Below are 23,686 nucleotides of genomic sequence, written 5' to 3'. Positions count from 1 at the left end.
CGGGCGGGGGAGCACGCTGTGCTGAGGCGCGGTCATGGATGCGCCCCCGACGGGGAAGACGACCATAGGATTCTCGGCGTTCGGCTTTCTCCCCGTCAGGACGGCTCCACGTGATAGCTCCCCGTACGCACGGTCCGTACCGAGCGGCCCTGCCCGCCATCGGCGCTCTCGTCGCGATCGCCCTGGCGGGCGGCTGCACCCCCGACGACCTCACGTCCGACGACGGCGGAGGCAGCGCGAGCGGCGGGACCAGCGGTGGCGCGCGGTCCGCCGAGGGCTTCGGCGCCAGCCCGCTGGACAACCCCGACGGTACGAAGCCGGGCCTGGCCCCCCTCACCACCGAAGCGGACCGGGCAGCCGCCCGGAAGATCATCGAGAAGGTGGCCACCAAGGGCCGCGGCCCGAAGACCGGCTACGAGCGGAAGAAGTTCGGCTACGCCTGGAAGGACGGGATCGACGGCATCCCGCTCGCCCGCAACGGCTGCGACACCCGCAACGACCTGCTCGCCCGGGACGGCAAGGACATCGAGCACAAGGCGGGGTCCGACTGCGTCGTCATGTCGATGACGCTCCAGGACCCCTACACCGGCGAGCGCATCGACTGGCGCAAGCAGCAGGCGACCGAGGTGCAGATCGACCATGTGATGCCGCTGTCCTACGACTGGCAGATGGGCGCCGCCCGCTGGAACGAGTCCAAACGCGAGCAGATCGCGAACGACCCGCTCAACCTCCTCCCGGTGGACGGCCCGGCCAACAACGCCAAGCGGGACTCCGGCCCCGCCTCCTGGCTGCCCCCGTACAAGCCGGTCCGCTGCTCCTACGCGGTGCGGTTCGCCCAGGTCTCGCTGAAGTACGAACTCCCGGTCACGACGGCCGACAAGCGGGCCATGCTCGCCCAGTGCGGCGGCTGAGCGGCACGCGCGCGTGGACCCTGGCCGCCGGGCCGCCGGACCGGACCCGGGCCGCCGGGCCGCCGGACCGGACCCGGGCCGCCGGACCCGGGAGCGGGCGGGTCTCAGACCTTGCCGCCGCAGATGACGTCGTACGGGCGGCCCATCGCCATCATCAGCTGCATGGGTTCGGTGGTCGCTGCCGGGCACTCCTTCTTCTCCTTGACGAGTCCGAGGACCTTGAAGTCGTCCGCCCCGGCCGAGGCGCAGGCGATCTCCTTGGCGGTCGCCGAGACGCAGTCGCCCTCGACGAGCTGGCCGCCCCCGGCGCCCGCGTCCCCGGGGTGCTCCCCGGACAGGTTGCGGCCGCAGACCGTGTTGGTCGGGATGCCGCCGCCCTTCTTGCCGTCGCCGGAGCCGAAGACCCGGGAGACCTGGATGATCAGGTCCGTTCCGGCCGGGCACTGGATCGCGTTGGGCATGATGCTCGCGCTCTTGATCTCCAGCGCCTCGAAGGTCGCTCCCGACTCGTCGCAGTCGAAGGCCCGGTAGCCGTCCGGCTTGTTCTCCGGGTCCGGGCCCCCGCAGTCGCCGATCTCCCACGAGCCGCCCTTGCCGTCCGAGGCGGACGAGGACGACGAGGACGACGAGGACGACGACGAGGAGTTCTTCGAGGAATCGTCACCGAAGAGCTTGGACGCCCCGTAGCCCAGACCGAGGATCACCGCGAGCACCACCAGGCTCTGCAAGCACCCGGCGGCCCTCCGGGGGCGGGGCGGTGTCGTGCCTGGCTGGGTCATGGTTCTGCTCCTCGACGAGTGGTGCACCGGGTGCGAAGTCACGGGTGGGGACGCGGCATGGACACCTCACGGTTCCGGCTGGATCACGCCGGTCCGGGAGCGGCATCGCCGAGCTCCTTGACCAGGAAGCGGGCCGGATCCGCGACCTCCTGCCGGACGCCGTCGGCGTCGAGGAACGCGTACCGGTCCAGGTAGCGGCAGTCGGTCTCCCCGTAACCGATCCGCAAGTAGAGCGCGGCCGCCCGGTGGTTGTCGTCGTCCACGCCCAGACCGATCAGGGCGTGACCGGCGGCCCGGACCCGCTCCTCCGCCGCCCGGATCAGCGCCGTACCGATGCCCCGGGAGCGCAGCTCCGGTGGCCAGATCCCGAGCCCGTTCAACTCGGGGCAGCCGGGGAAACGGGCCTGGACCTCCGGGGCCGCGCAGCCCTGCCAGAGGATCTGCGCCGTTCCGACGGGTACGTCGTCGGCCCAGGCGGTGAGGAAGGTGCTGAGGCCCTGCTCCTGCCGGTCGAACCGGGCCGCGTGCCGCCGGGTCCGGCCGGGCGAGGGCAGGTGCCGCTCCAGGAGGTCGAGGTCCGCCGCGCGGGCGGGCCGGATCAGTACGGGACCGGCGGAGGCGGACGGAGGTGTCGTCGTCATGCGGCGTGACGGTAGCCGGAGCGCGGCGGACCGGGCGAGCGGCCCGGGAGTGGGCGAGCGGCCGGGCGAGCGGCCCGGGAGTGGGCGGGGGCCGGGTGAGCGGTCCCGGAGTGGGCGGCGGCCGGCCGAGCGGCTCCGGAGTGCGCGGCGGCGGCCCGCCCCGATATTCGCTGGTCGGAGAGGTGGAGGCTGTTTAGGGTCGCGCGTATGGAGCTGAACATCACCACCCTCGCCGAGCGCCCGGAGCTGGCCGACGCCCTGGACCGGATGCCGGACACCTGGCCGGAGTTCATCCTGGAGGACCTCGTCGGCTGGGCGAACTTCCCGCGGATCGCGGTCGAGTTCCCCCAGTACGTGCTGGTCGCCACCGACCCCGAGGGTGTCGTGGTCGCCCGCGCGTTCAGCGTGCCCTTCCTGCTGGACACCCCCGGGCGCGGCGAACTGCCCGTCGGCGGCTGGGACCAGGTGCTGCTGTGGGCCTTCTCGGACCTGCGGCGCGGGAACACGCCCGACACGGTCAGCGCGATCGACATCACGGTGGCCACCGGCCATCTGGGCAAGGGGATATCGGGCCGGATGCTCGCCGCGATGCGCGACAACGCGCGACGGCTCGGCTTCGGGCAGGTCGTCGCCCCGGTGCGGCCGAACGGCAAGCACCTGCGCCCCGGCCGGCCGATGGAGGAGTACGCCCGGCTGACCCGTGCCGAGGACGGGCTGCCCGAGGATCCCTGGCTGCGGGTGCACGCCCGGGCGGGCGGGAAGGTGGACTCGGTCGCCACCGTGTCGATGACCGTGCGTGGTTCGCTCGCCCAGTGGCGCGAGTGGACCGGGTTGCCGTTCGACACGGACGGCCCGGTGGAGGTGCCGGGGGCGCTCGTCCCGGTGCACTGCGCGCTCGAGCACGGTTACGCGGTCTACGTCGAGCCCAACGTCTGGGTACGGCACCGGCTGTGACGTCCGTGCCCGACGGCCCGGGTACGACGCCCGCCGTGACGCCCGCCCCCGCGCTCGTCCCCGCTCCCGTCCCCGCTCTCCTCGTCATCGACATGCAGAACGCCCTGGTGGCGATGGCGTACCGGGCGTCCGCCACCGTCGCGGCCATCGCCGGACTCCAGGAGCGGGCCAAGGCGGCCGGTGCGCCGGTGGTGCTGGTGCAGCAGCGGGACGAGGAGCTGGAACCCGGGACCGAGGGGTGGCGGATCGTGCCCGAACTGGCGCCCGCCCCCGGTGAGACGGTCGTGCCCAAGGCCGCCCCGGACAGCTTCCTGGACACGGAACTGGACGCGGTCCTGCGCGCCCGGGGGGTCACCGAGGTCGTCGTCACCGGGTTCGCGACCGAGATCTGCGTCGAGTCCACGGCCCGGCAGGCGTTGAGCCGGGGGTACGACGTGGTGCTCGTCGCGGACGGGCACACCACGTCCGTCCGCCCCGGCCCCGGCCCGTACGCCGCGCCGGAGGCGTCCGTCGCGCACCACAACGAGATCTACCGCAACCTCCGCTTCCCCGGCCGCCGGGTGCGCGTACTGCCGTCGGCCGAGGTGGACTTCACGGGCGGGGCCCCGGCGCCGGTGGGGTGACCGGGGGCCCGGACGCAACCCGCGGGCGGGCCGGGCGGCCGGCCGGCGGGCGCGTGGACGGCGGCCGACGCGCCCGCCGCGCGGGCGGGCGGGCCGAGCCCTACTGCTCCAGGTCGACGATGTCCTTCGCGGCGGGCTTCTCCGCCACGACGGGAACGTCGAACTCGGACAGGTTCATCGTCATCGGCTCCTCGCCGCCCCGGGAGGTCACGCGCAGGATGTACGGGGCGCCCTCGGCGGAGACGTCGATGGTGTACCTCTCCTTGCCCTCCTTCTCCGTGAGGCGCAGAGCGGGCTTGCCGGCGACCGTCGTGGGGCCCTTCTTGCGGGCGGCGTTGTCGCCCGCCTCGAACTCCTTGAGCAGTCCCTTCAGATCGCAGAACTCGATGGTGTCCTTGGTGTCCGGATCGGAGGCCTTCGACTCCATCCAGCGGCCCGCGATCAGCTTGACGGCCGCGTCCACGTCCTCCTTCGGCTCGCCCTTCGACTGCTCGCGCAGCAGGGCCTCGTCGAGCTTCGTGTAGACCGTGTCGCCGGTCTTGCGGACCTCCATCGTGCCCGTGCCGCCCATGGTCATCGTTCCCGTGCAGTCGCCTCCCAGGCTCGTGGCGAAGTCGGCCTCGACCCGGCCGTCGGCCGTGGTCATGTCGAGCCCGATCCGCAGGGACTTGACGCCGGTCGTCTTCGTGAGGGCCTTGTTCACGACCTCCGGACCGGACACTCCGGCGAACGGCCCGGTCTCCTTCGGGGCGTCAGTGCCGCAGGCGGCGAGGCCGAACAGGGTCATCGCGCAGACGGTGTTGACGGATATACGGGTGATGAGACGCATGGGTCAGGCTCCGGAAGGAGAGGCGCGCGGCGCCGGTCAGCAGAGAGGAAAGCGGCCCCTGGTGGGGGCGGATGCGGATCAATAACAACAGAGCTTGTGAACCGAGTCAACACGAAAGATCCGTGACCGGTCGAGCAACGATGCTTTCCGGTGTGGTGCGGGTGATTAGCTATGCTCGCGGGCAGCCAGCGCGGACAGACCAAGGGAGAGCCAGTGCCGGAGAACGCGACGGAGGTCACCGCGGCCGGGATCGCGCGGCTGGCGGGAGTGGGCCGTGCCGCCGTCAGCAACTGGCGCCGCCGGCATGCCGACTTCCCTCAGCCGGTCGGCGGCACCGCGGCCAGCCCCTCCTTCGCACTGGCCGATGTGGAGCAATGGCTGCGCGACCAGGGGAAACTCGCCGAGGTACCGCTCCGCGAGCGGGTCTGGCAGGAGGTGGCCGGGCACCCCGCGGGAGCCGCGCAGGCTCTGGTGCACACCGGCTGCGCTCTGCTGCTCGTCCGTGACCGGCCCACCGCCTGGCTGGAGTTGACCGCCACGTCCGACGAGCGGATGGCCGAGCTGCTGCCGCACGCCATGGACCACGTGCTCACCGCCCGGCTCGGCCCCGACACCCCTACCGGCGCCCCGTGGCCCGGCGGGGTCGCACCCCCGAGAACCGTCGGCCCACCGGAGACCGCCGCCGCGACGGCGCCCGGGCCCGACGCGACGGCGCCCGCATCGACCGCGCCCGGGTCGGCCACCCCGGGATCCACGGGGCCCGCCCCCACCGCGTCCGGACCCGCACCCGCGCCCGCCCCCACCGCGCCCCCGCCCCCGCCCGGCCCTCCGGCGCTCTCGCCCGAAGCTCCGGGAGTTCACAGGGGCCGAGCCGTACGCACCCCCACCGCGCAGGACCTGTCGCCCTCCGTGCCGCTCCTGCGCGCCGCCGCGCAACTCGCCGCCGGGATCGGGGCCGGTCAGACCTTCGAGTTCCTGCTCGGCCGGCATCTGGACGCCAACCCCCGCCAGTACACGCTGACCCCGCCGCACCTCGCCGAGCTGATGGCGGACCTCGCCGAACCCCCGAAGGACGCCGGCCGCCCGGCCCCCGGCCGGCCGCTCCGCAGCGTCCTCGACCCGGCCGCCGGGACCGGCGCCCTGCTCCGCGCCGTCGCCGGACCCGCGGCGCTGTACGCCCAGGAGGCCGACGCCGGGCTCGCCGCCCTCACCGCGCTGCGCCTCGCCCTGGGCGCCGACGTAACGCACAGCGCCCCTTCCCCCCTGGCCGTGCGGACCGGGGACACCCTGCGGGCCGACGCCTTCGCGCGGCTCGCGACCGACACCGTGCTCTGTCACCCGCCTTTCAACGACCGCAACTGGGGTCACGACGAGCTGGCCTACGACCCGCGCTGGGAGTACGGCTTCCCCGCCCGCGTCGAGTCCGAACTGGCCTGGGTCCAGCACGCCCTGGCCCGGCTGCGCGACGGCGGCACCGCCGTCCTGCTGATGCCCCCGGCCGCCGCCTCCCGGCGCTCCGGCCGCCGCATCCGCGCCGACCTCCTGCGCAGGGGAGCCCTCCGCGCCGTCATCGCCCTCCCGGCCGGCGCCGCACCCCCGTACGGCATTCCGCTCCACCTCTGGGTCCTGCGCAGGCCGACGCCCGGAGTCCGCCCCGGCCCGGACCTCCTCCTGGCCGACACCGCCTCACTCGCGGCGTCCGCCGGGGAGCCGGGCGGCAAGGCGGCGGGCGGCAAGGCGGCGGGCGGCGGACGCGACCGGCTCGACTGGCCCGTCGTGCGCGCCGCCGTGCTCGACGCCTGGCGCGACCGGGCCGACCTCCCCGGCGTCAGCCGCGTCGTGCCCGTGGTCGAACTCCTCGACGACGACGTGGACCTGGCCCCGGCCCGGTATCTGCCCCGCCCCGCGCCCGGTTCGGGCGCGTCCGGGCTCGGCGACGTGCGGGAGCGGCTCGCCGAGACCCTCCGGCTGACCGCCCGCCTCACTCCGTCCCCCGCCGCCCCCGCCGCCCCCGCGCACCGCCCCCGGACCACCGTCGGCGAACTCGCCCGCGGCGGGGCGCTCTCGCTGCACACCGGCAACGCGGCCCCGGGCGGCCCCGGCCCCGTCCTCACCGAGCACGACGTCCTCACCGGCGCGGTCCCGGCCGGAACCCCGCTCACCGGCCCGGAGGCCACGGGCGCGGCCCCCGACGACCCGGTCGTGCTCGAACCCGGCGACGTCGTGGTGCCCGTGCTCGGCGGCGGGACCGTCGTCCGGGTCGTCGGCGAGGGCGACGCGGGCGCCGCTCTCGGCCGCAACCTCCAGCTGCTGCGGCCCGATCCGGCCGCCCTCGATCCGTGGTTCCTCGCCGGGTTCCTGCGCGGCACCGCCAACAACCGGCAGGCCAGCAGCTACGCCTCCACCGCGGCCCGGCTGGACGCCCGGCGCCTTCAGCTGCCCCGGATGCCGCTCGCCGAACAGCGGAGGTACGGGGAACGGTTCCGCGAGCTTGCCGCGTTCGAGGAAGCGCTGCGGAAGGCGGAGCGGCTCGGCGGGCTGCTGGTCCAGGGGATGTACGACGGGCTGACGGACGGCACGGTGACGCCCGAGTGAGGTGAACGACAACGGTCGGGCCCAGCCGGGGACGGCTGATCGGCGGAGGTGTATACGCTCACCCCACACGTCCGACATACGCGCCCCAGGAGCAGCACATGCACGGCTACGGCCCGACGCCGCAGCAGCAGACGACATCCCGGCCGTCCCCGGCGACGCTCGCCGCGGTGCGCGTGATCCTCGTGGCGGTGACCGCGCTGAGCTGCGGCCTGCTGGGCTGGGTGGCGATGCTGCGGCTCGCGATCGTCACCCGGAGGACGCGCGACTGGGTGCTGCTGGCGGTCGTGGTCGTCCTCAACACCGGGTTGTTCGTCTTCGTCATGGAGACGCCGGACGACCCCGACGACATGTCGGACACGCAGGCGCTGCTCATGATGGTCTGGCTCGTCGCCGTGCTGGTCGGGGTGATCGCCTACTACTTGTACGCGGAGATACGCCACTACGGCCCCCCGCCCCCGCACGGCGCCTCCGCGACCGTGCCTCCCGCGCCGCTCCCGTACCAGCGGCATCCCGCGCAGCACCACCAGCACCAGCACCACCAGCAGCGCCCGCAGCCCAACCCGTACACCGTGCAGACCCCGCCGCCCACGCCCACCCCCGCCCCCCAGCGCCTCGACCAGGTCCGCGCCGAGCTGGACGAGCTGAGCGACTACCTCCGCAAGGAGAACAGGGAGGGCGAGGGCCGGTGAGCGGGCGGATCATCGCCGACCGGTACGAACTGGCGACCATCCTCGGCCAGGGCGGCATGGGCCAGGTGTGGACGGCGTACGACCGGCGCCTGGACCGTCGTGTCGCCGTGAAGCTGCTGCGCCCCGACCGGGTCGCCGGCCCCACCGGCAGCGACGCGGCCGACGAACTGCACCGCCGGTTCGTCCGCGAGTGCCGGGTCACCGCGCGGGTCGACCACCCCGGCCTGGTCACCGTCCACGACGCGGGCAGCGACGACGACGACCTCTACCTCGTCATGCAGTACGTCGAGGGCGCCGACCTCGCCGACCACCTCAACGAGCAGGACCCCTACCCCTGGACGTGGGCCGTCGCGGTCGCCGCCCAGCTCTGCGCGGTCCTCTGCGCGGTGCACGCGGTGCCGATCGTCCACCGCGACCTCAAGCCCCGGAACGTGATGGTCCGTCCCGACGGCACCCTCACCGTCCTCGACCTCGGCGTCGCCTCCGTCCTCGACACGGACACCACCCGCCTCACACACACCGGTTCCCCCATCGGCTCCCCGGCCTACATGGCCCCCGAGCAGGCGATGGGCGGCGCGGTCGGCCCGTACACCGACCTGTATGCCCTCGGGGTGCTCCTGCACGAACTCCTCAGCGGCGACGTGCCGTTCGCCGGTTCCACCGCGCTCGGCGTGCTCCACCGCCACCTGTACGAGCCCCCGGTCCCGGTCCGCCGCACCCGCCCCGAGATCCCCGTACCGCTCGAAGCCCTCGTGCTGCGGCTGCTCGCCAAGGACCCGGGCGACCGGCCCGCCTCCGCGCAGGAGGTGTACGAGGACCTCGCCCCGCTGCTGCCGAAGCACGGGACCCCCGCCGGGCCGCTCGACCCGACGCGCCCGTTCCTGCGGCCGCACGCCCCCTGGCCGGACCGCGCGGCGACCCCGGCCTCCGTACCCGCGCCCGCCGCCTTCGCCGCGCCGCCCCCCGCCCCCGCCGCCCCGCCGTCCTTCACCCCGCCCCCGGCCGCCGCACCGGTCCCCGCGCGCCCCGCCCACCTGCCGCCGGGCACCCCGCCGCCCGCCAGGCCGGACGTCGCGCGCGCCGTGGACGAGGTCAAGAAGCTGCTCGGCGAGGGCCGCATCACCCAGGCCGTGGACGTCCTCGGCGCCACGCTCCCGGCCGCCGCCGCCGAGCACGGCGAGCACTCACCGGTCGTCCGCATCCTGCGCAAGCAGTACGCCGCGACCCTGATGGACGACGGGCAGTACCGGCGCGCCCTGCCCGAGCTGCGCCGCCTCGCCGAGGACCGCGCCGCCGAAGCGGGCCAGGCCGACGCCCAGGCCCTCCAGTTCCGCTACGACGCCGCCCAGTGCCTCGAACAGCTCGGCGAGGCCGGGGCCGCGCTGGTCGAGTACCGCGCGGTCCTTCCGTACTACGAGAACGCCTACGGGACGGCCGCCCCCGACCCCGGCCGCGCACTCGACATCCGGCACCGCATCGGGCAACTGCTCCTGGCGGTCGGCGACCACACCGCGGGCCGGGCACAGCTCCAGGCCCTGCTGTACGACGCCGAGCGCACCTACGGGCCGCACCACCCGCTGCCGATGGACCTGCGCCGCCTGCTCAGCCACCAGCGGGACGTCCGCGGGGTCTGACAGCGCCCCGTACCGGCCCCATACCGGACGACTTTCCCGACCACATCCCCAACTCCTCCCGAATCGTTGGTCGAATCAGTGGCACCGGCCACCTCCACTGCCTAACATCGATCACCGCAAGGCTTTGTGCACTGATGCACAAACTCTCCCCGGGAGGCTCCTTTGCACCGCCGTCGTCGCACCGCGCTCGCCGTCCTCGCCGCGACACTCGTCGCCGCGCCGCTCCTTTCGGCCTGCGGCAACCAGTCCCACCCCGGCGCCGCGGCCGTCGTGGGCGGAGAGCGGATCGAGGTGTCGACGGTCCAGGACCGCGCCGCGGACGTCCGCAACGCCCAGAACAGCTCCCCGGAGGCCGCCCAGCTGGTGAACAAGTCGGGCCAGCTCAACCGCGCCAAGCTGCACGGGCTGATCTTCGGCCGGGTCCTCGACCGCGCCGCCGCGGACGCCGGGGTCACGGTCACCCGCAAGGAGATCCAGGAGATGCGGCAGGCCAACCGCGCCCAGCAGGGCGGCGAGGAGCGGTTCGAGGCGATGATGCTCCAGCAGCGCTGGGTCGCCCCGGAACAGATCGACGCCGACATGCGCCAGGAGGTCCAGCTCCCGAAGCTGGCCGAGGCGCTCGGCGCGGACCTGGGCACACCGGCCGGCCAGCAGGTCGTCGGCGAGGCCCTCACCAAGGCGTCGAAGGCCCTCGACATCGACGTCAACCCGCGCTTCGGCACCTGGGACGACCAGAAGATGCAGCTCGGCAATTACAGCGCGCCCTGGATCACCCAGGTCACCGAGTTCCCGCCGAAGGACGCCCAGGCGGGCGCCTGAACTGGCGGACGTCCGAACCGGCGGGCCGGAAGCCCCGGGGCCGGAGGTAGGTTCGCAGGGTGAACGCCGAAGCCCCCGACGCCCCCGTCGAGACCCCCGCCGACCCCGGCCGCGTCGTCCTGCTCACCGCCAGCCACCGGGTCGCGCCCGGCCTGCTGTCCTGGCCGGCCTGGCAGACGCTGCACGCGGCCGACCGGGTCCTCGTCGCCGGTCCTGACCACCCGCAGCTCCCCTACCTCCGCGAGGCGGGCGTGAGCGTCGAGCACGCCACACCCTCCGCCGACGAACTGGTCGCCGACTGCGCGGGCGGCCGGACCGTCGTCGTCCTGGTCGGCGGCGAGGGCGACAGCCGTCTGACGGACGGCCTGGCCCGGCTCGGCGGCTCCGGCCGGGTGGCCATGCCGGACCTGGAACTGCTCCCCGGCTCCTACGACCTGCCCGGGGCCCGCCTCCTGGACCTGGTCCAGGTCATGGACCGCATCCGCCGGGAGTGCCCCTGGACCTCGCGGAAGACACACCGGGGCCTCGCCAAGTACGCCATCGAGGAGGCGTACGAACTGGTCGAGGCGATCGAGGACGGCGACCGGGACGAACTGCGCGAGGAACTCGGCGACGTCCTTCTCCAGGTCGTCTTCCACGCCAGGATCGCCGAGGAGGGCCGCCCGGAGGACGGGGAGGAGCCCTTCGCCATCGACGACGTCGCGGGCGGCCTCGTCGAGAAGCTGATCCACCGCCACCCGCACGTCTTCGGCGACGAGAGCGCCCAGACCCCCGAGGACGTCCACGCGCACTGGCTGCGCACCAAGGCGATCGAGAAGCAGCGGACCTCGGTCACCGAAGGCGTCCCCCTCGGCCAGCCCGGCCTGGCCCTCGCCGCGAAGCTCGCGAGCCGCGTCCGTACGGCGGGCCTCGACGTCCCCCTCCCCACCGGCGACACCATCGGCTACGAGCTGCTCGCCCTCGCCGTCGCCGCCGAGGCGAACGGCACCGACCCGGAGGCCGCCCTGCGCGCCGCGGCCCGCGCCTACCGCGACGCGATCCTGGCGGCGGAGGGTGACGCGGGCCCTCCCGCACCGCGCACGGTCACCGGCACCCCGCCCGATAACGTCGAGGAGTGAACGACACCCCCGCCTGCCCCCGCACCTCCACCGCCCCGGCCGCCCCCGAACTCTTCACCTGGGAGTTCGCCACCGACCCCTACCCCGCCTACGCCTGGCTCCGCGAGCACCGCCCCGTGCACCGCACCGCGCTGCCCAGCGGGGTCGAGGCCTGGCTCGTGACCCGGTACGCGGACGCCAAGGAGGCGCTCGCCGACGCGCGGCTCTCCAAGAACCCGGCCCACCACGCCGAGTCGCCGCACGCCAAGGGGAAGACGGGGATCCCGGGGGAGCGCAAGGCGGAGCTGATGACGCATCTGCTCAACATCGACCCCCCGGACCACACCCGGCTGCGCCGGCTCGTGTCCAAGGCGTTCACCCCGCGCCGGGTCGCGGAGTTCGCGCCCCGCGTGCAGGAGCTGACGGACCGGCTCATCGACGACTTCGTGGAGAAGGGGAACGCCGACCTCATCCACGACTTCGCCTTCCCCCTCCCCATCTACGCCATCTGCGACCTGCTCGGCGTCCCCGAGGAGGACCAGGACGACTTCCGGGACTGGGCGGGCATGATGATCCGGCACGGCGGCGGGCCGCGCGGCGGGGTCGCCCGGTCGGTGAAGAAGATGCGCGGCTACCTCGCCGAACTCATCCACCGCAAGAGGGAGAACCCCGGCGACGACCTGATCTCCGGGCTGATCCGGGCCAGCGACCACGGCGAGCACCTCACGGAGAACGAGGCGGCAGCCATGGCGTTCATCCTGCTGTTCGCCGGGTTCGAGACGACGGTCAACCTCATCGGCAACGGGACCTACGCGCTCCTGCGCCACCCCGAGCAGCGCGCCCGGCTGGAGGCCTCCCTGGCGGCGGGGGAGGAGGCGCTGCTGGCCACCGGCATCGAGGAGCTGCTCCGCTTCGACGGGCCGGTGGAGATGGCGACCTGGCGGTACGCCACCGAGGCGCTGACCCTGGGCGGCGAGGAGATCGCCGCCGGGGACCCCGTACTCGTGGTGCTGGCGGCGGCCGACCGCGACCCGGAGCGGTTCACGGATCCGGACACGCTGGACCTTGCGCGGCGTGACAATCAGCACCTCGGCTACGGGCACGGCATCCACTACTGCCTGGGGGCGCCGCTGGCCCGGCTGGAGGGACAGACCGCGCTGACCACTCTGCTCAGACGCCTTCCTGACCTGCGGCTTACGGGCGAACCTGGCGATTTGCGCTGGCGCGGCGGGCTCATCATGCGTGGACTGCGCACCCTTCCGGTCGCGTTCGAGCCGGGTGCCCGGACCGAAAAAAGTGACACAGTGTCAACTCTGTGACTTTCACGTGATCTGCGCTGCATCGACTTGTGACACACGTTCGAGTCCCGCTAGGTTCACGGTTCGACGCGTCGGTCGCACCTTGCTCACGCGTCACTTGGGCGCCGAAGCAGGCACGGAATCCGCTGTGCGGCGCTCAGGCCACTCGCTTGTCAGTCGCACGGAAGGCATACCCATGGGCTCCGCGAACGGCAGACACCGCCGCCCTCGCCAGGCACCCGCCCTCATCGTCGCCGCGGGCGTGACGGGATCGGCCATCGCCATCCCGCTGCTCGGCGCCGGCGGCGCGCACGCGGCCGAGGCCACCACCTGGGACCGGGTCGCGGAGTGCGAGAGCGGCGGCATGTGGAGCGCCGATCTCGGCAACGGCTACTACGGCGGGCTCCAGTTCTCGCAGGAGACCTGGTCGGCGTACGGCGGCACGGAGTTCGCGCCCCGCGCCGACCTCGCCAGCCGCTCGCAGCAGATCTCCGTCGCCGAGAAGGTCCTGGACGACCAGGGCCCGAAGGCGTGGCCCAGCTGTGCGGTGATCTCCGGCCTCGCCGTGGACGGCGGCCTGCCCGGCGTCGACCCGGGCACCTCGCCGTCCACCGATCCGTCGGCGGACCCCTCGGCGGACCCCTCGGCCGATCCGACCTCCCCGCCGACCGGCGAAGCGGATACAACCGGTGAATCCGGTGAATCCGGCGAGTCCGGTGAATCCCCCAAGGGTGAGAAGCGTGATGAAGCGGACAAGAGCGGTAAGGGTGACGCGGAGAAGGAGAGCGAGGCTTCCGACTCCTCGGTGACGCCCTCCGCCCCGCCCGCCTCCGGCGCCCCCGACGCCTCGGACCCCTCCACCGCCCCCGACGCCTCGACGGGCGGGGAGGGCAAGGGAGGCAAGCACCGGGGCACCCCCGCGCCCGAGGAGGCCGACGCGGGCCAGGAGAACGGTCCCCGTGAGTCCGGCCGGCACGCCTCGCGCGGTGACGGCGACGCGCGGGACGGCGGCGCGGTGTCCGCCGACGGGTACACGGTGCGGCCCGGGGACAGCCTCTGGGCGATCGCCGACACGCAGGAGCTTCCCGGCGGCTGGACCGGCCTGTACGAGACGAACAAGAGCGTCCTGGGCTCCGACCCGGACCTGATCCTGCCCGGCCAGCACCTGGACCTGGGCCTGGATCCGAGCGCTGACCCGAGTACGGACAAGGGTGCGGACGAGGGCGCGGACCGGCCCGCGCCGACGGGTGCCGAGACGCCCGCCGGCAACTGATCGAATTCGGGAAAACACCCCGAAAAGACGGGTAGTTAAGAGACCTATGTCCACTTTTGCGTAAGTGAGACATGGGTCTCTTTGCTTCAACTCGCGCGTCTCGTCCGGCCGGTCCGGGCGCAACGCCCCCGACCTGCGGAAACGGTGCGCCGGCCACGGCGAGTTCGGGTTGATTGCCCCCTATGTCCATCTTTGAATGTCGGGGTTGCCTGTGTTTACGGTCGGAGCCGCTCGCACCGCGGGCCCCGTCGACCGTCACGCCGAATCCTGCCGTCGGTCGAAGGGAACAGACGCGTAAGCGCCGTAGGCAGGAGCGGGGGACCCAGGTAAGCCGCCGGGTCCGGACGCCTCGTCGAACCGACGGGGGCGTACGGGGCCGGCTAGGGGTGAAGTCGCGAGCAGCACCGTGCGACCGGGCAACTCATCAGCCCGAACCCGACAGCTCACCTCGTAGGCGTCGGTGAGGAGATTCGTTCCATGCTGCTGAACAGCAAGGGCAAGCACCGCCGCCCGTCCAAGGCCACCCGTATCGCCACCCTCGCGGGCGTCACCGGCGCCGCGATCGCCGTCCCGCTGATGGGTGCGACCAACGCCTCCGCCGCCTCCGTCGAGACCTGGGACGCCGTCGCCCAGTGCGAGTCCGGCGGCAACTGGTCCATCAACACCGGCAACGGCTACTACGGCGGACTGCAGTTCTCGCAGTCCAGCTGGGCCGCCGCCGGCGGTACTCAGTACGCCCCCCGTGCCGACCTGGCCTCCAAGGACCAGCAGATCGCCACCGCCGAGAAGCTCCTCGACATGCAGGGTCCGGGCGCCTGGGCCTGCGCCGGCGCGGGCGGCCTCACCAACGACGGTGTGGACCCGGGCGTGAACACCGGCTCCGGCTCCGGCGAGAGCAAGCCCGAGCAGGCGCAGCCCGAGCGTCAGGCCGAGCAGCCCACCACGCGCTCCGAGCAGCGCACCGCTCCGCAGGCCGAGAAGAAGGCCGAGAGCAAGAAGACCGTCACCACCCCGACCGGCGAGAAGGTCCAGAAGGGTGACGGCGAGTACAAGGTCGAGGCCGGCGACACGCTGAGCAGCATCGCCGAGGCGGAAGACGTCAAGGGCGGCTGGAGCAAGCTCTTCGAGCTCAACGACGACATCGTCAAGGACGCCGACCTGATCTTCCCGGGTCAGCAGCTCCACCTGAAGTAACCGCCGTCTCTCCTCCCCGGAGGAGAAGCGTCCGGCGGCACTTCTCCTCGCACGGCTTCCCGGCCCGGCGCGCTCGTATCCCCGGCGCGCCGGGCCGGACTTTTCGTGAGCGGCGGGCGCCGGTGAACCCGCATGCGTTCACCTCTTGTTGTTACCGCTCAGTAGATTTCTAGAGTTTTGTCCCGTGATGCAGGCCCTTGGGTCCTTTTTCGTCCCAGGAGGCGGGCGGTCGGCTGGCCGACGCGGCCGGGCCCGATAGGCTCGTGTCGCAAGGCCACAGTGACCCTGCACAACCAGTGTCAGATCCCAGAAGGAGATGCCTCGTGCCGTCCATCGACGTCGTCGTAGCCAGGGAAATCCTCGACTCCCGGGGAAACCCCACGGTCGAGGTCGAGGTTGGCCTCGACGACGGCAGCACGGGCCGTGCTGCTGTTCCGTCCGGCGCCTCCACCGGTGCGTTCGAGGCCATTGAGCTTCGCGACGGTGACCCCAACCGCTACATGGGCAAGGGCGTCGAGAAGGCCGTCCTCGCCGTCATCGAGCAGATCGGCCCGGAGCTCGTCGGGTACGACGCCACCGAGCAGCGCCTCATCGACCAGGCGATGTTCGACCTGGACGCCACCGAGAACAAGGCCTCGCTCGGCGCGAACGCCATCCTCGGCGTCTCGCTGGCCGTCGCGCACGCCGCCTCCGAGGCGTCCGACCTGCCGCTCTTCCGCTACCTCGGCGGCCCGAACGCGCACCTGCTGCCCGTTCCGATGATGAACATCCTGAACGGCGGCTCGCACGCCGACTCCAACGTGGACATCCAGGAGTTCATGATCGCCCCGATCGGCGCGGAGTCCTTCTCCGAGGCCCTGCGCTGGGGCGCGGAGGTCTACCACACGCTGAAGAAGGTCCTCAAGACCAAGGGCCTGTCCACCGGACTCGGTGACGAGGGCGGCTTCGCCCCGAACCTGGAGTCCAACCGCGCCGCCCTGGACCTCATCGTCGAGGCCATCAAGGAGGCCGGTTACGTCCCGGGCCGCGACATCGCGCTCGCGCTCGACGTCGCCGCGTCCGAGTTCTACAAGGACGGCGTCTACGAGTTCGAGGGCAAGTCCCGCTCGGCCGCCGAGATGACCGAGTACTACGAGGAGCTCGTCTCCGCGTACCCGCTGGTCTCCATCGAGGACCCGCTGTACGAGGACGACTGGGCCGGCTGGAAGGTCATCACCGACCGCATCGGGGCCAAGGTCCAGATCGTCGGCGACGACCTCTTCGTCACCAACCCCGAGCGCCTGGCCCGCGGCATCGAGGAGGGCTCCGCCAACGCCCTGCTCGTCAAGGTCAACCAGATCGGTTCGCTGACCGAGACCCTGGACGCCGTCGAGCTGGCCCAGCGCAACGGCTTCAAGTGCATGATGTCGCACCGCTCCGGCGAGACCGAGGACGTCACCATCGCCGACCTCGCCGTCGCCGTGAACTGCGGTCAGATCAAGACGGGCGCCCCGGCCCGTTCGGACCGCGTCGCCAAGTACAACCAGCTGCTGCGCATCGAGGAGATCCTCGACGACGCCGCGGTGTACGCGGGCCGTTCCGCCTTCCCGCGCTTCAAGGGCTGACCCGTCGTCGTAGGACGGTAGCCTCCGCCCGTCCCCGCACCCGGTCCCGTACCGTGTGCGGGGACGGACGTGCGTAGAGCCCGGCGTCGAACGGCCGCCCTTCGGGTGACGACGGCCGTGCGACGACCAGCTCGGGGAGGCGGGAGACATGGCCGGGAAGGACCGCGACCGGTTCTCCACCGCGACCAGGCTGCGACTGCTCGGCGAGCAGACGGCGGCCCGCGTGTACCGGTCCCAGAACCGCCGGCAGGCCCGCCGCTCCCGGCTCACCGGCCGGGCCGCGTTCCTGGCGCTGGTGGTCTGCTCCCTGGTGGTGGCGCTCGCCTACCCGATGCGGCAGTACGTCTCCCAGCGCGACGAGATCGCCGAGCAGGAGCGGCTCTCGCAGCAGGCGGAGCGGCGCACCGAGGAGCTGCGGGACGAGAAGGCGCGGCTCCAGGACGACGCGTACATCATGCGACTGGCCCGTCAGCACCTCCACTACGTCCTCCCCGGGGAGACCGGTTACACCGTGGCCGACCCCGACGCGGCCCAGGACCGCCGCGGCGAGTCGGGGGCGAGCGACCGCCCGTGGCACTCGAACCTCTGGGACGGCGTGGACAGCGCCGACCGGGCCGACCGCGACTGACCGACCGACCGACGACCGTTACGCCCACTTCTACGAGCTTTCGAGCAGAACCAAGGCAGGCATGGAAACGCCCCCTCCGCAGACCGAGTCCACCAAGCCCACCGACGCGGACATCGCCGCGTTCGAGCAGCAGCTGGGCCGCCCGCCGCGCGGCCTGCGTGCCATCGCGCACCGCTGCCCGTGCGGCAACCCGGACGTGGTGGAGACCCAGCCCCGTCTGGAGGACGGCACGCCGTTCCCGACGACGTACTACCTCACCTGCCCCCGGGCCGCCTCGGCGATCGGCACGCTGGAGGCCAACGGGGTCATGAAGGAGATGACGGCCCGTCTGGAGACCGACCCGGAGCTGGCCGACGCCTACCGGGCCGCGCACGAGGACTACATCACCCGCCGCGACGCCATCGAGGTCCTGGAGGGCTTCCCGAGCGCGGGCGGCATGCCGGACCGGGTGAAGTGCCTGCACGTCCTGGTCGGCCACTCGCTGGCCGCCGGCCCCGGGGTGAACCCGCTGGGCGACGAGGCCATCGCGATGCTGCCCGAGTGGTGGGCCAAGGGCCCCTGCGTCACGCCCTGCGGCGGGACCCCCGAGGGGCAGGACGCATGACCCGGGTCGCCGCCGTCGACTGCGGTACGAACTCCATCCGGCTCCTTATCGCCGACGTGGACCCCGCCACCGGCTCCTTCACCGAGCTGGACCGTCGCATGACGATCGTCCGCCTCGGCCAGGGGGTGGACCAGACCGGCCGGCTCGCCCCCGAGGCGCTGGAGCGGACGTTCGCCGCCTGCCGCGCGTACGCGGCGGCCATCGAGGAGCTGGGCGCCGTACGGATCCGCTTCGTCGCCACCTCCGCCTCCCGCGACGCCGAGAACAGTGCCGACTTCGTGGCCGGGGTCCGGGACATCCTCGGGGTCGAGCCCGAGGTGATCACCGGCGACCAGGAGGCGCAGCTCTCCTTCGACGGGGCCACCAGGGAACTGGCGGGCAGCGACCACCTGGTCAAGCCGTATCTGGTCGTCGACATCGGCGGCGGCTCCACCGAGTTCGTCCTCGGCTCGGACCGGGTGGAGGCGGCCCGGTCCGTGGACATCGGCTGCGTACGGATGACGGAGCGTCACCTGGTCGTGGACGGGACCGTCATGGACCCGCCCAGCCACGAGCGGGCCGCGGCGATCCGCGCGGACGTCGACGCCGCCCTCGACCTCGCCGAGCGGACCGTGCCGCTCAAGGGCGCCGGCACCCTCGTCGGTCTCGCGGGCACCGTCACCACCGTCGCGGGGATCGCGCTGGAACTGCCGGAGTACGACTCCGGGGCCATCCACCACTCCCGGGTCACCCGCGGCCAGGTCCGCGCGATCACCGAGCACCTGCTCCGCTCCACCCACGAGGAGCGCGCCGCGATCCCCGTGATGCACCCGGGCCGGGTCGACGTGATCGGCGCGGGGGCGCTCGTCCTGCTCGCCGTGATGGAGCGGACGGGAGCCCACGAGGTCGTCGTCAGCGAGCACGACATCCTCGACGGGATCGCCTGGAATGCGGCAGAGGATGCTCAGTAGCGCTTCGGGCGACATCCTCGACGGGATCGCCTGGAGCGCCGCTTAGGCGGAGGGCCGGCGGGCTCCGGGAGGGGAAGCGGACGAATGGCTCAGGAGGCGACGCGCGCCCCGCGCGGGGCCGTCGAGCGGATGGAACACCACCAGGTGGTGATCTACCTCGCCGCGATGGCCCTCGGCGCGCTCCTCGGGCTGGCCGCCCCCTCCGCGGGGCCGGGTCTCGAACACCTCGTCAACCCGGTCCTGGGCGCACTGCTCTTCGTGACCTTCCTTCAGGTCCCGGCGGCAGAGCTGCTGCGCTCGCTGCGCGACGGCCGCTTCCTGTCCGCCGCGCTGGTGGTGAACTTCCTCGTCGTGCCGCTCGTCGTCGCCGCGATGTTCTCCTTCCTGCCCGCCGACCGGGCGGTACGCCTCGGTGTGCTGCTCGTGCTGCTCTGCCCGTGCGTCGACTACGTGATCGTCTTCAGCGGTCTCGCCGGCGGCTCGGCCCGCCGGCTGCTCGCCGCGACCCCGCTGCTGCTGGTCGCGCAGATGGCGCTGCTGCCGGTCCTCCTGTACGCGTTCCTCGGCTCCGGGCTCGCCGACCTCGTGGAGGCGGGACCGTTCCTGGAGGCGTTCGTCCTCCTGGTCGTCGTGCCGCTCGCGCTCGCCTGGGCGCTCCAGTTCTGGGCGGGGCGGCGGGAGAGCGGGCGCAGGGTGTCCGGCGCGGCGTCCACGACGATGGTGCCCCTGATGGCCGCGACCCTGCTGGTCGTCGTCGCCTCCCAGGTGCCGGAGCTGGGCGGCAACCTCACCGACGTCGCCGCGGTGGTCCCCTTCTACGCGGCGTTCCTGGTGGTGATGGTCTTCGCGGGGAAGGCGGTCGCCCGCCTCTTCCGGCTCGACGTGCCCGGCGGGCGGGCCGTGGTCTTCAGCGGGGCGACCCGTAACTCCCTGGTCGTTCTGCCGCTCGCCCTGTCCCTGCCGGACGCGTATGCCGTCGCGGCCGTCGTGGTGGTCACGCAGACCCTGGTCGAGGTCGTCGGGATGGTGCTCTGCGTCCGGGCCGTGCCCCGTCTGCTGCCCGCTCCTTCGTACCGTCACCTGCACCGTTGAGCCCCTACCGGGCCTCTCCGGGCCGCCCCGGGGGCCCCTTCGGAGCGGCGCCGCGAGAAACTTCGTGAACTTCTTCACAAGGAATGGGGCGTTGTTGGTCGCAGTTGGGGCCCATCGGGCTGGAACTGGTCGCCCAGGAGGGGGCGTGGAGGTGTCGCGCGCGGGTTCCGGGAGTGTTGCGTCCCCATGAAGGGGAGGAGTGGTCCGCCCCTCCCGAAGGGGCAAGGGCCAGCTCACAGGCGGTGAACAACGTTTCCCGCGGTGCTGTGGTTCCCTTTCGTGCCCATGACCTGGGTCACGTGGGCGGCGAAGTGTAGCAGAGGGTCGGTCAATCCTTGTGAAGGGGCTCACGAGCACCCCCCTCGGGAGGGGTGGATACTCGATGGCATGAGCACCACGGAGCGTCCCAGGATCCTCGTTGTAGGCGGTGGGTACGTAGGCCTGTACGCAGCTCGTCGCATTCTGAAGAAGATGCGATACGGGGAGGCGACCGTCACGGTCGTCGACCCGCGGTCGTACATGACCTACCAGCCCTTCCTCCCCGAAGCTGCTGCCGGCAGCATCTCGCCCCGGCATGTCGTCGTCCCGCTGCGACGCGTGCTGCCCAAGGCTGAGGTTCTCACCGGTCGTGTCACGACCATCGACCAGGACCGCAAGGTCGCCACGGTCGCGCCGCTCGTCGGCGAGGCCTACGAGCTGCCCTTCGACTACCTGGTCATCGCGATGGGCGCGGTCTCCCGTACCTTCCCGATCCCCGGCCTCGCCGAGCAGGGCATCGGCATGAAGGGCATCGAGGAGTCCATCGGCCTGCGCAACCACGTCCTGGAGCAGCTGGACAAGGCTGACTCCACGACCGACGAGGACGTCCGCCGCAAGGCGCTGACGTTCGTCTTCGTGGGCGGCGGCTTCGCCGGCGCGGAGACCATCGGCGAGGTCGAGGACATGGCCCGCGACGCGGCGAAGTACTACACCAACGTGAAGCGCGAGGACATGCGCTTCATCCTCGTCGACGCCGCCGACAAGATCCTTCCCGAGGTCGGCCCGAAGCTGGGCGCCTACGGCAAGGAGCACCTGGAGAGCCGCGGCGTGGAGATCTACCTCTCCACCTCCATGGACTCCTGCGTCGACGGCCACGTGGTGCTGAAGAACGGCCTGGAGGTCGACTCCAGCACCATCGTGTGGACCGCCGGTGTGAAGCCGAACCCGGCGCTGGCGCGCTTCGGCCTGCCGCTCGGCCCCCGCGGTCACGTGGACACCTCGGAGAAGCTCCAGGTGCAGGGCACCGACTACATCTGGGCCGCGGGCGACAACGCCCAGGTGCCGGACATGGTCGGCCGCCGCGCCGGCAACCCGAACGCCTGGTGCCCGCCCAACGCCCAGCACGCGCTGCGTCAGGCGAAGGTCCTCGGCGACAACGTGATCTCCGGCATGCGGGGCTTCCCGCAGAAGGAGTACAGCCACGCCAACAAGGGTGCCGTCGCCGGCCTCGGCCTGCACAAGGGCGTCGCGATGATCGTCATGGGCAAGGTGAAGATCAAGCTCAAGGGCCGTCTCGCCTGGTACATGCACCGTGGCTACCACGGCATGGCCATGCCGACCTGGAACCGCAAGATCCGGGTCTTCGCCGACTGGACGCTGGCGATGTTCCTCAAGCGTGAGGTGGTCTCGCTCGGCGCCATGGAGACGCCGCGCGAGGAGTTCTACGAGGCCGCCAAGCCGGCCCCGGCCGCAGCCGCGGCGAAGTCCGAGGGCGAGAAGGCCAAGGCCTCCTGACCCCCCGGTGAAGCGCTCCGCGGGGAGCGCGCCGTACGACGCCCGAAGGGGCCGTCCGCCATCCGTGGTGCGGACGGCCCCTTCGGCGTATCCGGGCGCGGACCGGGTCCGGCGGGGGTCCGTGGCCGGTTCCCGACGGCATGGATGGCGCATACATGCGTTTTGCCGTTTCCTTGCCCGGTGGCGGAATGACGGAGCGTGCGAGGACAGTTGACGCAGGTGTACCTCGCCACGGCACCGGGGTGTCCCGGCGGGGTTACGAGCATGTCTGTTGCCTGTGCTTGTCGTGCTTGTCGGGGAAACACCACGGAGGTGTGCGCCATGGCAGACGCCGCGTCGCGGCTGACCGCTCTTGCCGAGGAATTGCTCTCGGGACCCCTGCCGGTCCGTATCCGGGCCTGGGACGGCAGCGAATCGGGGCCGCCCGGCGCCCCGGTCCTCGTGATCCGCCACCGCCGCGCCCTGCGCCGGCTCCTGTGGAAGCCGGGCGAACTGGGGCTGGCCCGCGCCTGGGTGGCCGGGGAGATCGACATCGAGGGTGACCTGTACGAAGCGCTCGGCCAGCTGGCCGGGCTGCTCTGGGACCGGGGCGCCGACGCCAAGGATTCCGTCCACCCGGTCCGCGACCCCAAGGTCCGCGCCTTCGCCCGCGGCCTCCTCGACCTCGCGGGCCCCTGGCCGCCGCCGGCCCCGCCCGCCGAGGAGGTGCGCCGCCGCACCGGCCCGCTGCACACCAGACGCCGCGACAAGGAGGCCATCAGCCACCACTACGACGTCGGGAACGACTTCTACGCCCTGGTCCTCGGCCCCTCCATGGTCTACTCCTGCGCCTACTGGCAGGACGGGGGGACCCTGGAGGACGCCCAGCGCGACAAGCTCGACCTGGTCTCCCGCAAGCTCGGCCTGAAGGAGGGCGACCGGCTCCTGGACGTCGGCTGCGGCTGGGGCTCCATGGCCATCCACGCCGCCCGTACGTACGGGGCGCAGGTCACCGGCATCACCCTCTCCCGGGAGCAGGCGGCCCACGCCCGCAAGCGCATCGCCGAGGAGGGCCTGACCGACCGGATCGAGATCCGGGTCCAGGACTACCGGGACGTCCTTCCCCAAGCTCTCGATCCCGACCGAGCAGGGGATGTCCCACCCGGCCCGTACGACGCGATCTCCTCGATCGGCATGGCCGAGCACGTCGGTTCGGTCCGCTACCGGGAGTACGCGGACGCCCTCTACGCCCTCCTGAAGCCCGGCGGCCGACTCCTGAACCACCAGATCGCCCGCCGCCCCGAGAAGGACGAGGACGCCTACCGCATCGACGCGTTCATCGACGCCTATGTCTTCCCCGACGGCGAACTGGCCCCGCTCGGCCGCACCCTGGCCATCCTGGAGGAAGCCGGCTTCGAGGCCCGGGACGTCGAGACGCTGCGCGAGCACTACGCGCTGACCCTGCGCGAGTGGGTGGCCAACCTGGAGCAGCACTGGGAGCGGGCGGTACGCGCCACCTCCCCGGGCCGGGCCAGGGTCTGGCGGCTGTACATGGCCGCCTCGGCGCTCTCCTTCGAGCGCAACAGGATCGGCGTCAACCAGATCCTCGCGGTGCGCCCGCTGGACGACGGCGGCTCCCGGATGCCGCTGCGCGCCCGCGTCTGGACGGAGCCCGCCGAGGGCGGGGGCGCCTGACCCCGTCCCCGTACGCCTACGGGTG

At 72.6% G+C, this 23,686-nt stretch carries 21 protein-coding genes and 1 riboswitch; of the genes, 18 read left to right on the top strand and 3 right to left on the bottom strand.

Annotated elements, in window-relative coordinates; translation table 11 throughout:
• The first annotated feature begins 110 nt into the window (after positions 1-110).
• On the top strand, positions 111-911 hold the full coding sequence (locus tag PSQ21_RS12515; RefSeq protein ID WP_274030567.1) for an HNH endonuclease family protein: 801 nt from the start codon (positions 111-113) through the stop codon (positions 909-911).
• 104 nt (positions 912-1,015) lie between these two features.
• On the opposite strand, the gene PSQ21_RS12510 is transcribed toward PSQ21_RS12515, so the two are convergent.
• Positions 1,016-1,690, bottom strand: coding sequence for a hypothetical protein (locus tag PSQ21_RS12510; protein WP_274030566.1), 675 nt, complete (start codon positions 1,688-1,690; stop codon positions 1,016-1,018).
• Positions 1,691-1,773: 83 nt separating this feature from the next.
• Positions 1,774-2,331 carry a GNAT family N-acetyltransferase gene (locus PSQ21_RS12505; protein WP_274030565.1) on the bottom strand — a complete coding sequence of 186 codons (558 nt, stop codon included), beginning with the start codon at positions 2,329-2,331 and terminating at the stop codon, positions 1,774-1,776.
• Between the two features lie 207 nt (positions 2,332-2,538).
• On the opposite strand from PSQ21_RS12505, the gene PSQ21_RS12500 reads away from it, so the two are divergent.
• Positions 2,539-3,285 (top strand): N-acetyltransferase, encoded by a 747-nt coding sequence (locus PSQ21_RS12500; protein ID WP_274030564.1) that lies wholly within the window; start codon positions 2,539-2,541, stop codon positions 3,283-3,285.
• 35 nt (positions 3,286-3,320) lie between these two features.
• On the top strand, positions 3,321-3,908 hold the full coding sequence (locus PSQ21_RS12495; protein ID WP_274035728.1) for a cysteine hydrolase family protein: 588 nt from the start codon (positions 3,321-3,323) through the stop codon (positions 3,906-3,908).
• 100 nt (positions 3,909-4,008) lie between these two features.
• Here PSQ21_RS12495 and PSQ21_RS12490 read toward each other — a convergent pair whose 3' ends face one another.
• A complete protein-coding gene (locus PSQ21_RS12490; RefSeq protein ID WP_274030563.1) occupies positions 4,009-4,737 on the bottom strand; it encodes a hypothetical protein in 729 nt (242 codons plus the stop codon).
• Positions 4,738-4,950: 213 nt separating this feature from the next.
• Here PSQ21_RS12490 and PSQ21_RS12485 point away from each other — a divergent pair, with 213 nt between their 5' ends.
• The 15 genes from PSQ21_RS12485 (at position 4,951) to PSQ21_RS12415 (ending at position 23,661) form a co-directional block, all read left to right on the top strand.
• Positions 4,951-7,332, top strand: a complete 2,382-nt coding sequence (locus PSQ21_RS12485) for an N-6 DNA methylase (RefSeq protein ID WP_274030562.1) — start codon at positions 4,951-4,953, stop codon at positions 7,330-7,332.
• Positions 7,333-7,430: 98 nt separating this feature from the next.
• Positions 7,431-8,021: a hypothetical protein gene (locus tag PSQ21_RS12480; protein WP_274030561.1), complete on the top strand. Its 591-nt coding sequence runs from the start codon at positions 7,431-7,433 to the stop codon at positions 8,019-8,021.
• Positions 8,018-9,655 (top strand): serine/threonine-protein kinase, encoded by a 1,638-nt coding sequence (locus PSQ21_RS12475; protein ID WP_274030560.1) that lies wholly within the window; start codon positions 8,018-8,020, stop codon positions 9,653-9,655. Before PSQ21_RS12480 ends, PSQ21_RS12475 begins: the two co-directional genes overlap by 4 nt.
• 162 nt (positions 9,656-9,817) lie before the next feature.
• Entirely contained in the window at positions 9,818-10,474 is a 657-nt protein-coding gene (locus PSQ21_RS12470) for a SurA N-terminal domain-containing protein (RefSeq protein WP_274030559.1), read from the top strand.
• Positions 10,475-10,533: 59 nt separating this feature from the next.
• Positions 10,534-11,592, top strand: a complete 1,059-nt coding sequence (locus PSQ21_RS12465; protein WP_274030558.1) for a nucleoside triphosphate pyrophosphohydrolase — start codon at positions 10,534-10,536, stop codon at positions 11,590-11,592.
• Positions 11,589-12,890, top strand: a complete 1,302-nt coding sequence (locus PSQ21_RS12460; RefSeq protein ID WP_274030557.1) for a cytochrome P450 family protein — start codon at positions 11,589-11,591, stop codon at positions 12,888-12,890. The genes PSQ21_RS12465 and PSQ21_RS12460 overlap by 4 nt, the downstream gene beginning before the upstream one ends.
• A 175-nt stretch (positions 12,891-13,065) precedes the next feature.
• Entirely contained in the window at positions 13,066-14,142 is a 1,077-nt protein-coding gene (locus tag PSQ21_RS12455; RefSeq protein WP_274030556.1) for a transglycosylase family protein, read from the top strand.
• A 335-nt stretch (positions 14,143-14,477) separates the two neighbouring features.
• Positions 14,478-14,614: riboswitch (cyclic di-AMP (ydaO/yuaA leader) on the top strand.
• Positions 14,615-14,619: 5 nt separating this feature from the next.
• Positions 14,620-15,336 carry a LysM peptidoglycan-binding domain-containing protein gene (locus PSQ21_RS12450; RefSeq protein WP_274030555.1) on the top strand — a complete coding sequence of 239 codons (717 nt, stop codon included), beginning with the start codon at positions 14,620-14,622 and terminating at the stop codon, positions 15,334-15,336.
• Positions 15,337-15,659: 323 nt separating this feature from the next.
• Positions 15,660-16,940 (top strand): phosphopyruvate hydratase, encoded by a 1,281-nt coding sequence (gene eno, locus PSQ21_RS12445; protein WP_274030554.1) that lies wholly within the window; start codon positions 15,660-15,662, stop codon positions 16,938-16,940.
• A gap of 148 nt (positions 16,941-17,088) precedes the next feature.
• The gene (locus PSQ21_RS12440; protein WP_097867236.1) at positions 17,089-17,568 is read left to right on the top strand and encodes an FtsB family cell division protein; all 480 of its coding nucleotides are present in this window, start codon (positions 17,089-17,091) and stop codon (positions 17,566-17,568) included.
• Between the two features lie 61 nt (positions 17,569-17,629).
• Positions 17,630-18,172, top strand: coding sequence for a DUF501 domain-containing protein (locus PSQ21_RS12435; RefSeq protein ID WP_274030553.1), 543 nt, complete (start codon positions 17,630-17,632; stop codon positions 18,170-18,172).
• On the top strand, positions 18,169-19,122 hold the full coding sequence (locus PSQ21_RS12430) for a Ppx/GppA phosphatase family protein (RefSeq protein WP_274030552.1): 954 nt from the start codon (positions 18,169-18,171) through the stop codon (positions 19,120-19,122). Before PSQ21_RS12435 ends, PSQ21_RS12430 begins: the two co-directional genes overlap by 4 nt.
• Before the next feature lie 84 nt (positions 19,123-19,206).
• Entirely contained in the window at positions 19,207-20,214 is a 1,008-nt protein-coding gene (locus tag PSQ21_RS12425; protein WP_274030551.1) for an arsenic resistance protein, read from the top strand.
• Positions 20,215-20,601: 387 nt separating this feature from the next.
• Positions 20,602-21,987 (top strand): NAD(P)/FAD-dependent oxidoreductase, encoded by a 1,386-nt coding sequence (locus PSQ21_RS12420; protein ID WP_274030550.1) that lies wholly within the window; start codon positions 20,602-20,604, stop codon positions 21,985-21,987.
• Positions 21,988-22,308: 321 nt separating this feature from the next.
• Complete coding sequence (locus PSQ21_RS12415; RefSeq protein ID WP_274030549.1) at positions 22,309-23,661, top strand: SAM-dependent methyltransferase; 1,353 nt, start codon at positions 22,309-22,311, stop codon at positions 23,659-23,661.
• Positions 23,662-23,686 lie beyond the last annotated feature (25 nt).

It is taken from the genome of Streptomyces sp. MMBL 11-1, assembly GCF_028622875.1.
GTDB lineage: Bacteria > Actinomycetota > Actinomycetes > Streptomycetales > Streptomycetaceae > Streptomyces.
This window is presented reverse-complemented; position numbering and strand designations above follow the sequence as displayed.